Origin of the sequence: Rahnella sp. CG8 (genome assembly GCF_023701875.1) — a bacterium.
GTDB classification, from domain to species: domain Bacteria; phylum Pseudomonadota; class Gammaproteobacteria; order Enterobacterales; family Enterobacteriaceae; genus Rahnella; species Rahnella aceris.
Genome location: NZ_JABAED010000004.1, coordinates 271425 through 283972 on the forward strand (window position 1 = coordinate 271425; position 12548 = coordinate 283972).

At 51.4% G+C, this 12548-nt stretch carries 12 protein-coding genes and 1 pseudogene; 1 reads left to right on the forward strand and 12 read right to left on the reverse strand.

What is annotated here, in order from left to right:
- Nucleotides 1-3 precede the first annotated feature (3 nt).
- From mrdA to leuS, 7 genes are all read right to left on the reverse strand, one after another.
- Complete coding sequence (gene mrdA / locus HGO41_RS06120) at nucleotides 4-1908, reverse strand: peptidoglycan DD-transpeptidase MrdA (RefSeq protein WP_013576496.1); 1905 nt, start codon at nucleotides 1906-1908, stop codon at nucleotides 4-6.
- A 38-nt stretch (nucleotides 1909-1946) separates the two neighbouring features.
- Nucleotides 1947-2417: a 23S rRNA (pseudouridine(1915)-N(3))-methyltransferase RlmH gene (gene rlmH, locus HGO41_RS06125; protein WP_013576495.1), complete on the reverse strand. Its 471-nt coding sequence runs from the start codon at nucleotides 2415-2417 to the stop codon at nucleotides 1947-1949.
- Nucleotides 2418-2420: 3 nt separating this feature from the next.
- Nucleotides 2421-2738: a ribosome silencing factor gene (gene rsfS, locus HGO41_RS06130; protein WP_015698163.1), complete on the reverse strand. Its 318-nt coding sequence runs from the start codon at nucleotides 2736-2738 to the stop codon at nucleotides 2421-2423.
- 206 nt (nucleotides 2739-2944) lie between these two features.
- Nucleotides 2945-3622 (reverse strand): nicotinate-nucleotide adenylyltransferase, encoded by a 678-nt coding sequence (gene nadD, locus HGO41_RS06135; protein ID WP_013576493.1) that lies wholly within the window; start codon nucleotides 3620-3622, stop codon nucleotides 2945-2947.
- 14 nt (nucleotides 3623-3636) lie between these two features.
- On the reverse strand, nucleotides 3637-4677 hold the full coding sequence (gene holA / locus HGO41_RS06140; protein WP_013576492.1) for a DNA polymerase III subunit delta: 1041 nt from the start codon (nucleotides 4675-4677) through the stop codon (nucleotides 3637-3639).
- Entirely contained in the window at nucleotides 4674-5306 is a 633-nt protein-coding gene (gene lptE, locus HGO41_RS06145; RefSeq protein WP_037037035.1) for an LPS assembly lipoprotein LptE, read from the reverse strand. Before lptE ends, holA begins: the two co-directional genes overlap by 4 nt.
- 14 nt (nucleotides 5307-5320) lie before the next feature.
- On the reverse strand, nucleotides 5321-7903 hold the full coding sequence (gene leuS, locus HGO41_RS06150; protein ID WP_119261857.1) for a leucine--tRNA ligase: 2583 nt from the start codon (nucleotides 7901-7903) through the stop codon (nucleotides 5321-5323).
- A 267-nt stretch (nucleotides 7904-8170) separates the two neighbouring features.
- Between leuS and HGO41_RS06155 the strand changes: the two genes are divergently transcribed.
- Complete coding sequence (locus HGO41_RS06155; protein WP_013576489.1) at nucleotides 8171-8671, forward strand: zinc ribbon-containing protein; 501 nt, start codon at nucleotides 8171-8173, stop codon at nucleotides 8669-8671.
- Between the two features lie 59 nt (nucleotides 8672-8730).
- Here the strand turns inward: HGO41_RS06155 and HGO41_RS06160 are convergent, their stop codons facing one another.
- The 5 genes and pseudogenes from HGO41_RS06160 to HGO41_RS06180 form a co-directional block, all read right to left on the reverse strand.
- Nucleotides 8731-9456: an amino acid ABC transporter ATP-binding protein gene (locus tag HGO41_RS06160; protein ID WP_013576488.1), complete on the reverse strand. Its 726-nt coding sequence runs from the start codon at nucleotides 9454-9456 to the stop codon at nucleotides 8731-8733.
- Nucleotides 9453-10130, reverse strand: coding sequence for a glutamate/aspartate ABC transporter permease GltK (gene gltK / locus HGO41_RS06165; RefSeq protein WP_013576487.1), 678 nt, complete (start codon nucleotides 10128-10130; stop codon nucleotides 9453-9455). Before gltK ends, HGO41_RS06160 begins: the two co-directional genes overlap by 4 nt.
- Before the next feature lie 2 nt (nucleotides 10131-10132).
- Entirely contained in the window at nucleotides 10133-10873 is a 741-nt protein-coding gene (locus HGO41_RS06170; protein ID WP_013576486.1) for an amino acid ABC transporter permease, read from the reverse strand.
- A 189-nt stretch (nucleotides 10874-11062) separates the two neighbouring features.
- Nucleotides 11063-11959: an amino acid ABC transporter substrate-binding protein gene (locus HGO41_RS06175; RefSeq protein ID WP_013576485.1), complete on the reverse strand. Its 897-nt coding sequence runs from the start codon at nucleotides 11957-11959 to the stop codon at nucleotides 11063-11065.
- Between the two features lie 418 nt (nucleotides 11960-12377).
- Nucleotides 12378-12548 (reverse strand): annotated as a pseudogene (locus HGO41_RS06180) (IS4 family transposase); the annotation flags it as partial.

Consider the following 12548-nt stretch of genomic DNA (forward strand, 5'->3'; position numbering starts at 1 on the left):
CGGTTAATCACCTTCGGTTCCCGGTGGCGCTGGCGCGTCAGCCGGTAATTGTGTCGTGTTGTCGCCCAGTAAAATGTGGTCGAGTATCTGGCGTGAAATTGTCCCCACTGCCGGACCCGCACCGCCATTCTCCAGAACCACGGCAACGGCCACGGTCGGTTTGTCATAGGGTGCAAAAGAGGTCATCAGCTTGTGGTCACGCAGATGCTCAGCGATTTTATGCGCATTATAGATTTCATTGGCTTTCAAACCGTAAACTTGTGCTGTCCCGGATTTTGCGGCGGCTTTATAAGGCGCGTCAGCAAAGTACTTGCGGGCCGTACCGTTCGGACGGTTTGCTACGCCATACATACCGTCTTTGGCAATTTCCCAATAGCCGGAATGAATATCGCCAATCTGGGTCGTTTCCTGTTGTTTGTACGGCACCTGCTGGCCGTCAACTTTGGTGCTCAGCAACAAATGTGGCGTTTTGACATTGCCGTCATTAATCAGCGTGGTCATGGCTTTCATGATTTGGATTGGAGTTGCGGTCCAGTAGCCCTGACCGATACCCACCGGAATGGTGTCGCCCTGATACCAGGGTTTTTTGAAGCGTTTAAATTTCCAGTCGCGGTTTGGCATATTCCCGCTACGTTCTTCTGATAAATCGATACCGCTGTACTGGCCGTAACCAAATTTGCCCATCCACTCGGAAAGACGGTCAATCCCCATATCATAAGCAACCTGATAGAAGAAGGTATCAGCCGATTCCTCAAGGGCTTTCGTCACATTCAGGCGACCATGCCCCCAGTGTTTCCAGTCGCGGTAACGCTTGTCTGAACCCGGTAACTGCCACCAGCCTGGATCAAACAGGGAGGTGTTTTTATTGATAACACCCGTTGTCAGCGCAGAAACTGAAATATACGGTTTCACAGTAGACGCTGGCGGATAAACCCCCTGCGTTGTCCGGTTGATCAGCGGCTTATTGGGGTCGTTAAGCAGCGTGTTGTAATCTTTACTGGAGATGCCATCCACAAACAGGTTCGGGTCATAACTCGGGTTAGACACCAGTGCACGGATGGCGCCATCGCGCGGATCGGTAACCACCACAGCGGCGCGGCTGCCGGTCAGCAAGACTTCAATATATTGCTGTAATGGCAAGTCGATCGTCAGGTAAATATCTTTGCCCGCCTGCGGCGGTTCTTCGTGTAGCTGGCGGATAACGCGGCCACGGTTGTTCACTTCAACTTCTTCATAGCCGGTTTTACCGTGCAGCGTATCTTCGTAATAGCGCTCAATGCCGAGCTTACCAATGTCGTGCGTGGCGGCATAGTTGGCCAGAATGCCATCTTTATCGAGGCGTTCAACGTCACGGTCATTGATTTTCGATACATAGCCGATAACGTGCGTCAGCGCTGAACCATACGGATAGTAGCGACGCTGATAGCCTTTGACTTCAACGCCGGGGAAGTGGAACTGGTTGACGGAGAAACGCGCAACCTGAACTTCAGTCAGGGCCGTTTTGACGGCAATAGACGTAAAGCGTCGCGAACGCTGGCGCTCTTTTTTGAAGTTATCGATATCTTCCTGCGTGAGGTCAACTATCGGTTTGAGGCCTTCAAGCGTGGCCTGCAAATCGTCCACTTTTTCCGGCACCAGTTCAAGCTGATAGATCGTGCGGTTCAGCGCCAGCGGCGTACCGTTGCGGTCATAGATAATGCCGCGGCTGGGCGCGATCGGCACCAGCTTGATACGGTTATCGTTAGAACGGGTTTGGTAATCCTGAAAACGGACAATTTGCAGATTATAAAGATTAAAAGCTAAAACGCCGCTAAGTAGCAGAATGCCGATAAACGCCACCAGTGCACGGCGCACAAAGAGGGCTGATTCAGCCGTATAGTCGCGAAAAGGGTTACGATCTATTTTCATCCCACTACTTAATTCATGTTGCTGACATTCACCACCCGTTATTCGCGGTGATATGGATGATTAGTGGTAATACTCCAGGCGCGATAAAGACTTTCCGCCACCAGAACCCGCACCAGCGGGTGAGGAAGCGTCAACGGAGAGAGCGACCAGCTCTGTTCCGCTGCGGCTTTACAGGCCGGTGCCAGCCCTTCCGGACCGCCGATCAACAGGCTGACATTGCGTCCGTCCTGCTTCCAGCGTTCCAGTTGTTGTGCCAGTTGCGGGGTTTCCCATGGTGTCCCTGGAATATCCAGCGTTACGATGCGATTCCCTTTACCGACAGCGGCCAGCATCTGCTCGCCTTCTTTTTCAAGAATGCGCTTGATGTCTGCGTTCTTCCCACGTTTCCCGGCCGGAACCTCTGTCAGTTCAAACGGCATATCTTTAGGGAAACGGTGCAGATAATCGTTAAAACCGGTTTGCACCCAGTCAGGCATTTTTGTGCCGACGGCGACAAGTTGCAGCTTCACGCATCAGCCCCAGAGTTTCTCAAGCTCATACAACTGACGGCTTTCTTCCTGCATAACGTGCACGATCACTTCGCCCAGATCGACAACCACCCAGTCAGCTTCATTAATGCCTTTCACACCCATGGCATCAAGGCCAACGGCTTTAATTTCTTCAACCAGATGCCCGGCGATGGACATGACATGGCGGCTTGACGTGCCGGTACAGATAATCATGCAGTCAGTAATACTGGATTTACCTTTAACATCAATGGCGATGATGTCTTGTGCTTTCAGGTCATCGACTTTATCGACAACAAAATCTTGGAGCGCTTTACCTTGCAAAGGTTCCCCCTGGGGATGTTTGAAACAATTGACCTCACGAGATGTCCGCCGGTGTGGCACCGAAGCAATGATCAATCTCATGAAGGATAAACATAGCGGTTGTCTGGAAAACAGCTTAAAACGTTTAACAATCAATACATTGTATTGGTTGATTACGCAGCGTTATCGAGAGCCGAAATTAAGCGGCGCAGTATAGCACGCGTTAGCTACTCGCGGTACAAGCCCTGTGATTCTATATAACGCTCAACGGCGGAAGGCAGTAAATCTGAGCAATCAAGACCCGCATGACGGCGTTCACGGATTTCAGTCGCTGAAATATCCAGCAATGGGGTATTGGCCTGATAAATGAATCCGGCCGGTTTTTGCTTAAGCGCATTGGCATCATTCACCCGATGGGCGTCATACCATTTCTGCAGTTCCGGTGTATCAAGTTGTTCCTGATAACCCGGACGCGCCATCACCACGATATGACAGAAATCCAGTAACGATTCCCAGCGGTGCCACTTATGCAGCGTCAGTAACGAATCCTGGCCAATGATAAACGCCAGCGGGCATTTGTCGCCATGTTCTTTACGTAACGTTGCAAGTGTCTCAATCGTGTAGGAGGGCGTATCAACAGCCAGCTCGCGGGGGTCGACTGAAAACAGCGCGTTATCCGCCACAGCCAGCTTCGCCATATGCAGACGTTGCTGCGGCGTGGCTTCGGGTTGTGGCCGGTGGGGAGGAACGTTGTTGGGCAGCAGGATCACCTGATCAAACCCGGCCTGCGCTGCCAGCGCTGCAACGGGTTTCAGATGACCATAATGGATCGGGTCAAACGTGCCGCCGAAAAATGCCAGCAGCTTTTCAGCGGTTGCAGAAGAATGTGCGGCGCGGCGCGGCATAACGGTGTCCTGCTTCAATACGAACCCAACTCCGTCAATCCGGTGGGTAAGGATTTCCCACAGAGTAGCATAGACAGGCTTTCAAGCTCGGCCCAGACTGACTGACCGTAATCCTGTTTGAGCGTGATTTCCATCTGGGTCAGTAAGCGAACGGCCTGAGACAGCTGGGCAAGAGACAGGCGTTGCAGTGCCTGAGTCACCAGCGCCCGGCGGTTTTGCCAGACTTTTTGTTGATCAAACAGGGTCCTGATCGGCGTCGTGTCCATTTTCCGTTTCAGATTGAGCAGCATCAGCAGCTCACGCTGTACGGTTCGCAGTAAAATAACCGGCTCGCTGTCTTCCTGTTGCAACTGACGCAAAATATGCCAGGCTCGCTTACTTTTCCCGGCCAGTAACGCATCCAGCCAGTGATAAGGTGTGAAATGTGCCGCATCGTTGACGGCCTCTTCGACGCGCGGTAGCGTGAGTTTGCCATCCGGATAGAGCAGGGAAAGACGCTCCAGCGACTGCGCCAGCGCCAGCAAATTTCCTTCATAGCAGTAGCACAAAAGCTGATTAGCCGGTTCATCGAGTTCAAGTGAAAGTTCTTTGGCGCGACGGGTCACCCAGCGGGGAAGTTGTGCCTGTTCGGGCGTCTGACAACTGACGAAAACACCTTTGTCACTTAACGCTTTAAACCAGGCGCTGTTTTCCTGCGCTTTAGTCAGTTTTGTACCGCGCAACAGCAGCAGAATATCGTCGTGGAGCAGGGTGGTCAGTTTGAGTAATTGTTCTGCCATCGGCGCCGTCGGGCCATTTTCGGGCAGAATAAGCATCAGGGTCTGCCGGCTGGCAAACAGGCTCAGGGCCTGACAGATGCTGAAGATGGACTCCCATTCGGTATGGGCGTCAAGAATGTAGGTGTAGTGCTCCTGGAAGTCAGCCTGCTGGGCAGCGTGACGTATGCTGTCCTGGCTTTCCTGCAAAAGCAAAGGGTCGTTTCCACATAACACATAACAAGCGCGCAGCCCCTCACGGAGCTGCGCGGCAAGTTGTTCCGGATAAACTCGGATCATTGTGCGGAAGGGGTGGCCGGTGCCGTGGAAGATGCCGCAGAGGCATCAGACGACGTCGTGGCTGATGAACCGGTAGAAATGACTTCTACCTGACGCCCGCCGACATCCTCTGCTTTCTGCAATTCTGAAGCATGGACGGTCAGCAACTTACGGATCAGTTGCTGCGCAGCCTGCTGGCGCATTTCCTCGATAATGATGTCCTGTTCGTTATCTTTGGCCAGCGCCGTTAACGGGTTGTCAAAGAAGGAACGGAACACTTTTACATGGATAGGATACAAATCCTTGCCAGGCATCAGAACCGTCGCATTAATGTTCATTTCCATCTGATATTCCGCAGTCTTACCGTCCTGGAAGATTGATGCGGTAGTCTGACCCACTGACTCAGCCCCAATGCGCAGCGACGGGATATCCTTACGCTGTTCTTTGGTCGGATCATCAACAATGGTCACATTACTTAGACGCAACTGGGTCCTGATATTACGAGTCAACGGACCATATGGATCCCCACTGTCCAAAACGATTGTTTTCAGTTCGTCAGGAACATTGGTTTTCCCACGTAAATGGAATCCACAACCTGCTGTAACCAGCACTGCTGCGGTGAGCAGCAATGTCATTATGGGATGTCGCACAGATCCTCCTTGACTCAACCTACAACCAGGTTAAGCAGTTTGCCCGGGACGTAGATTACTTTGCGAACCGTAACCCCATCCAGATATTTTGCGACCAAATGTTCTTCTGCCGCACGATCGCGCACTTGTTGCTCGGTAGCATCAGCGGCTACGGTGATTTTAGCACGCACTTTACCGTTCACCTGTACAACGACCAGCTTGGAATCTTCAACCATTGCCTGCTCATCAGCTTGTGGCCATGGCGCGGTATCCACGTCGCCTTCTCCTTGCAGCGACTGCCAGAGGCTGAAGCAGACGTGCGGAGTGAATGGATAAAGCATACGGACAACCGCCAGCAAGGATTCCTGCAGCAGCGCACGGTCCTGTTCGCTATCCTGAGGTGCACGACCCAGCTTGTTCATCAGTTCCATGATTGCCGCGATAGCGGTGTTGAAGGTCTGACGACGACCGATATCATCGGTCACTTTGGCGATGGTTTTATGCAAGTCACGACGCAGATCTTTCTGTGCTTCATTGAGAGAAGCCACATCCAGAGCGGCAACAGGACCTTTTTCTGTGTGCTCGAAGGCCAGTTTCCAGACACGTTTCAGGAAGCGGTTTGCCCCTTCAACGCCGGACTCTTGCCATTCCAGCGTCATTTCTGCCGGAGAAGCGAACATCATAAACAGACGCACGGTATCTGCACCGTATTTATCGACCATCACCTGCGGGTCGATGCCGTTGTTTTTAGACTTGGACATCTTGCTCATGCCCGCGTAAACCAGTTCGTGGCCTTGCGGGTCAGTGGCTTTGGTGATGCGACCTTTTTCATCACGTTCAACAATGGCATCCGCCGGGGAAACCCAGATACGTTCGCCGCTGTTACCGGTGTAGTAGAACGCGTCAGCCAGAACCATACCCTGACACAACAGGCGCTTGGCCGGTTCGTCAGAATCCACCAAACCTGCATCACGCATCAGTTTGTGGAAGAAGCGGAAATACATCAGGTGCATGATGGCGTGTTCAATACCACCGACATACTGATCGACTGGCAACCAGTAGTTGGCGGCCGCAGGATCCAGCATACCTTCGTCGTATTGCGGGCAGGTATAACGCGCGTAATACCAGGAAGATTCCATGAAGGTGTCAAAGGTGTCGGTTTCACGCAGACCCGGCATACCGTTGACGGTAGTTTTCGCCCACTCAGGATCCGCTTTAATCGGGCTGGTGATACCGTCCATGACCACATCTTCCGGCAAAACAACCGGCAGTTGATCTTCAGGCGCAGGAATAACGGTGCCGTCTTCCAGCGTGATCATCGGAATTGGTGCGCCCCAGTAACGTTGACGGGAAACCCCCCAGTCGCGCAGACGGTAGTTTACTTTGCGCTGACCGACACCCTGAGCAACCAGTTTATCGGCAATAGCATTAAAGCCGTCTTCGTGACTGAGACCATCAAATTCGCCAGAATTGAACAGTGTACCTTTCTCAGTCATGGCTTCTGCGCTGACGTCAGGATGGCTGCCGTCCAGATTCAGGATAACCGGCTTGATCTGCAGATCGTATTTGGTGGCGAATTCCCAGTCGCGCTGATCGTGACCAGGCACGGCCATCACTGCGCCGGTACCGTATTCCATCAGCACGAAGTTAGCGACCCAGATTGGCAGCTTTTCACCAGACAGCGGGTGAATGGCAAACAGACCGGTTGCCATGCCTTTCTTTTCCATCGTCGCCATTTCTGCTTCGGCAACTTTGGTGTTACGGCATTCGTCGATGAAATCGTTCAGCGCAGGATTATTCTGTGCGCCCAACTGTGCCAGAGGATGACCGGCAGCCACAGCGACGTAGGTCGCGCCCATAAACGTATCAGGACGGGTGGTGTACACCGTGACTTTTTCATCGCTGTCAGCCACATCAAAGGTGATTTCCACGCCTTCGGAACGGCCAATCCAGTTGCGCTGCATGGTTTTCACCTGCTCTGGCCAGCTTTCCAGCGTGTCCAGATCGTTAAGCAGCTGATCGGCGTAATCGGTGATTTTGATAAACCACTGAGGAATTTCTTTACGTTCTACTTTGGTATCGCAACGCCAGCAGCAGCCGTCGATAACCTGTTCATTCGCCAGAACGGTCAGGTCATGCGGACACCAGTTCACTGCGGAGGTCTTCTTATAAACCAGACCTTTTTCGTACAGCTTGGTGAAGAACCATTGTTCCCAGCGATAATAATCAGGCTTACAGGTCGCGATTTCACGATCCCAGTCATAGCCGAAGCCCAGCAATTTAAGCTGGTTCTTCATGTATTCGATGTTTTCGTAAGTCCACGGCGCAGGTGCGGTGTTGTTTTTAACCGCTGCTCCTTCCGCTGGCAGGCCAAACGCATCCCAGCCAATCGGCTGCAGAACGTTTTTACCGAGCATGCGCTGGTAACGGGAAATCACGTCACCGATGGTGTAGTTGCGCACGTGTCCCATGTGGAGACGGCCTGATGGATAAGGCAACATGGAGAGGCAGTAATATTTCTCCTTGCCAGGCTGTTCGGTAACTTTGAAGGTTTGCTTCTCTTGCCAGTGAAGCTGAACGTGTGACTCGATGTCTTCTGGACGGTATTGCTCTTGCATGGCGGCCGGTGGTCCTGTGAGTGAAAACAGCTACGCCTGTAGCTCAAAAAGTTTTAATCAAAAGATCCGCATAGCATAGCTGATAAGCGGTTGGAGCAACAACACCCAGCGAAGGCTAAAGGGAATTTCTGTCCGCTTCTGGCGCAATATTCATAATCTGCGAGTCAGCGCGAGATAATCTGCGCAACGGATCAGGGATTTACGACTAAAATAAAGGCAGTGCGTTCCCGCCGTGAAAATGGTTATGACAGTTCAAGGAGAGGAAATATGAGCAATATTACGCAATCTTACCGTCAGTTGGTGACATCACTGACCGAGCGGTTAAAACACGGTGAACGTGATATCAGCGCGCTGGTACAGGATGCCCGCGTCAGACTGCAGGAAGAGGGCAAGCTGACGGAAATCCAGATTGAACAGTTAACGTCGGCGGTACGCCGTGATTTGCACGAATTTGCCCGCAACTATGAAGAAAACCAACAAGCCGTGGCTGAAGAAGATGACGGCACGGACAGTGTGTTCATGCGGGTCATTAAAGAAAGCTTGTGGAAAGAGCTGGCCGATATGACCGATAAAACCCAGCTGGAATGGAAAGAGGTTTTTAAAGATGTCAGCCATCACGGGATTTATCACAGCGGAGAAGTCGTCGGTCTGGGCAATCTGGTGTGTGAAAACTGTCATTTTCACTTAGCGGTGTATACGCCGGAAATTCTGAGTAAATGCCCGAAATGCGGTAACACTGAGTTTACGCGTCGTCCGTTTGAACCTTAAGCGTCAGACACCTGCCCCGGAGAAGTGGGGCAGGTGTGCTTTCTTTTCTTCAGTGCCGGTCAGTGCAGGATCTTCGCCAGGAAATCCCGGGCGCGATCGGATTCCGGATTATTGAAGAAATCGTCTTTATTGCGATCTTCTACAATCTTGCCTTCATCCATGAAAATCACGCGGTTGGCCACTTTACGGGCGAAGCCCATTTCGTGTGTCACCACCATCATTGTCATACCTTCGTTTGCCAGCTCAACCATAACGTCGAGCACTTCGTTGATCATTTCCGGATCAAGAGCGGACGTCGGTTCGTCAAACAACATCGCGATCGGATCCATACACAATGCACGGGCAATCGCCACACGCTGTTGCTGACCACCGGAAAGCTGGCCGGGGAATTTATTGGCGTGCGCGGACAAACCGACACGATCCAGTAATTTCAGGCCCTTGTCTTTCGCTGCCGCTTTATCACGTTTTAAAACTTTGACTTGCGCCAGTGTCAGGTTATCGATGATGGAAAGGTGCGGGAACAGTTCGAAATGCTGGAAAACCATGCCCACTTTTGCACGCAGTTGCGCCAGATTGGTCTTCTTGTCATTGACCGGCGTCCCGTTGACCAGGATCTCACCTTTCTGAACTGGTTCGAGTCCGTTAACGGTTTTGATCAGCGTCGATTTCCCTGAGCCTGAAGGCCCGCAAACCACCACAACTTCACCTTTTTTAACTTCGGTGCTGCAATCGGTAAGCACCTGAAAGTGCCCGTACCATTTAGAAACATTCTTCAGTGAAATCATGAAACGGTCCTTTTCTTCAAATAACGCACCAGCAAGGAAGCACAAAGGCTGATAACAAAGTAAATAAGTCCTGCAAACAGCACCATCTCAACCAGTGTACCGTCACGGTCACCAATATTAGATGCGCTGCGGAAGAAGTCTGCGAGGCCCAGAACGTACACCAGCGAAGTATCCTGGAACAAAACGATCGCCTGCGTCAGCAGTAACGGCACCATCGCGCGGAAAGCCTGGGGCAGGATAACCAGCTTCATGGATTGCCATTGCGTCATACCCAGCGCCAGCGCTGCAGAAGACTGACCGCGTGCGATGCTGATAATCCCTGCGCGGATAATCTCCGAGTAATACGCCGCTTCAAATAACGCAAACGCGACCATCGCAGAAATCAGGCGGATGTCGGTTTTAGGTGACAGTCCGAGCACTTTTTGCAGAAAGCCCGGCACAATCAGATAGAACCACAACAGCACCATGACCAGCGGAACCGCGCGGAAAAGGTTGACGTAAGCCGAGGCAAACCAGCTGATCGGCTTGAACGTTGACAGGCGCATGACCGCCAGCAGGGTGCCCCACAAAATACCGACCACAATCGCCAGCGACGTTATCTTCAGCGTAATGACCATGCCTTGCCACAGATAGGGCAGGCCGGGACCAATAGAACTCCAGTCGAATTCATGCATGCTTATTTCCCTCCCATGTTGCCCGGCAGGCGGACTTTACGTTCTACGAAATGCATCAGCAGCATGATGACGGCATTGATAAGGACATAAGCAACGGTGATTGCAGTGAATGATTCATAGGCATGCGCGGAGTAATCCAGCAGCTTACCGGCTTGTGCGGCCATATCAACCAGACCAATGGTCGAGGCAATGGCGGAGTTTTTCACCAGGTTAACCATCTCAGAGGTCATTGGCGGCACGATCACGCGGTAAGCATTGGGCAACAGCACATAGCGGTAAGTTTGCGGCAGCGTAAGGCCCATCGCCAGTCCGGCATTGCGTTGTCCGCTTGGCAGGGACTGGATGGCTGCACGCACCTGTTCGCATACACGGGCGGCGGTGAACAACCCGAGGCAAATTACCGAGGAAGTGAAGAACTGTACGTCAGGCGCCAGTTCGGATTTAAACCACATGCCGATATTTTCAGGCAGCAGTTCAGGGACCACCAGATACCAAATGAAGAATTGCACGATTAATGGCACGTTACGGAATAATTCGACGTAACAGGTACCAATACCCGAAAGGATGCGGTTGGGGACGGTACGCAAAATACCGAACAGAGAACCGATGAGGAAGGCGATTATCCATGCGCAAATTGACAGTGCGACAGTGACCTGAAATCCATTCCAAATCCAGCCCAGATAAGTGGTGTTACCGAAGGGGGCTTGTTGCAGAAAAATGCCCCAGTTCCAATCTATTGACATAAAAACTCCGTAAAGCGGGTAAAGGCTTACCCATCTGAGTGATGACGCAATTCGCCTAAAGTGAATGGGAAAGAATGCGGGGTGGGGAACGACCACCCCGCATCTGTATCATCACAGGTTGGTGGTCCAACCTTGTATTTTAGTCACTTTTCACTCTTCTCTTGGTTATACCCGTCCATTTGGTATGACTTACAGCGCCTTATCGTTTGGCGCTTTGAACAGAGCTTTCATGTCATCGGACAGCTCAAAGTTCATATTCAGGTTTTTCGGAGGAATTGGTTTTTTGAACCAGGTTTCAAACCATTTGCCTGCTTCACCGGAGGTTTGTGCCTGCACGATGGTGTCATCAACCAGTTTTTTAAACTCAGCATCGTCTTTACGCATCATGCAGCCATAAGCTTCTTTGGATTGCGGCGTACCGACAATTTCCCAGTTGTCTGGTTTCTTGGCTTTCGCACGTTCACCGGCCAGCAAGGCGTCATCCATCATGAAGGCCACTGCGCGGCCGGTTTCCAGCGTACGGAAGGAGTCACCGTGGTCTTTGGCACTGATGATGCGCAGATCCAGTTTTTTCTCTTCGTTCAGCTTGTTCAGCAGAACTTCGGAAGTCGTACCGGAGGTTACAACAACAGTTTTGCCTTTAAGGTCAGTGAAATCTTTAATCTCTGAACCTTTTTTCACCAGCAGACGTGTACCGATCACAAAGATGGTGTCAGAGAAGGCCGCTTGTTGCTGACGTTCCAGGTTGTTGGTGGTTGAACCACATTCGAAATCGTAGGTGCCGTTTTGCAGCAGCGGGATACGGTTCTGCGAAGTGATTGGCATCATTTTGACCTGCAGGTCAGGCAGGTTCAGTTTTTTCTTCACTGCGTCAACGATAGCGTCAGAATAGTCCTGTGAATAACCCACAACTTTTTGTTCGTTGTTGTAGTAAGAGAATGGCACTGAGGATTCACGGTGACCCACCACGATAACGCCATTGTCTTTAATTTTTTTCAGGGTGCCGGTCAGTTCTTCTGCGTGAGCAAAGCTGCTCACGGTAACGCTTGCCAACAGTACTGATAACGCCAATTTGCGCAATTGCATGTCCAACTCCTTGCTGTCATTAGGGATCCAAACTCAGGGATCAGAAAGTACTAATGCCTCGTCATATGAAGCTAGAAAATAGCTGAATGTGAATATTATGAAACCACATTGTTTCTTTTTTGAGACGAGACACGCACCAAATCAAAGCAATCAAACGGCTATGCACCCGGAAAGTGCATGAGGAGCAGCCTGTTTGTACCAAAATGATGCATCCTGTCATAAAAAGTAACTAATCAGATATCTTTCAATCAGATGTAGCAAGAGTCGTGCCAAATGGCCTGATTTAACTTCATAAGCGGGCAAATCGGCAGCGCTTAATGCCGCAGTCGAAACAATCGGCAGCAGGTAAAAGGGGAGGGGTATTGAGATTAAAAAGGGGTGCTACAAAAAAGAACAGACACCCGGAGGTTAATGCCGGTCACTTAAGGTGACCGGCATTGTTTTTTAAGGGATATTTCGACCTTTTTTCTCTCACTTCCCTCGCATATTCACGCTCACGTCTCGAGGGCAGTTTGAGCATCGCTGCGTTGCTGTAAAAATGCTTCAGATGACCCGGGATGGCTCCCGCTGATGCCCACGGCAGCCCGAT

Bases quoted from the DNA above. Each gene is read 5' to 3' on its own strand.
- mrdA (WP_013576496.1), bottom strand. From the start codon at position 1,908: ATGAAAATAGATCGTAACCCTTTTCGCGACTATACGGCTGAATCAGCC.
- nadD (WP_013576493.1), bottom strand. From the start codon at position 3,622: ATGCCGCGCCGCGCCGCACATTCTTCTGCAACCGCTGAAAAGCTGCTG.
- holA (WP_013576492.1), bottom strand. From the start codon at position 4,677: ATGATCCGAGTTTATCCGGAACAACTTGCCGCGCAGCTCCGTGAGGGG.
- leuS (WP_119261857.1), bottom strand. From the start codon at position 7,903: ATGCAAGAGCAATACCGTCCAGAAGACATCGAGTCACACGTTCAGCTT.
- HGO41_RS06155 (WP_013576489.1), top strand. From the start codon at position 8,171: ATGAGCAATATTACGCAATCTTACCGTCAGTTGGTGACATCACTGACC.
- HGO41_RS06160 (WP_013576488.1), bottom strand. From the start codon at position 9,456: ATGATTTCACTGAAGAATGTTTCTAAATGGTACGGGCACTTTCAGGTG.
- gltK (WP_013576487.1), bottom strand. From the start codon at position 10,130: ATGCATGAATTCGACTGGAGTTCTATTGGTCCCGGCCTGCCCTATCTG.
- HGO41_RS06170 (WP_013576486.1), bottom strand. From the start codon at position 10,873: ATGTCAATAGATTGGAACTGGGGCATTTTTCTGCAACAAGCCCCCTTC.
- HGO41_RS06175 (WP_013576485.1), bottom strand. From the start codon at position 11,959: ATGCAATTGCGCAAATTGGCGTTATCAGTACTGTTGGCAAGCGTTACC.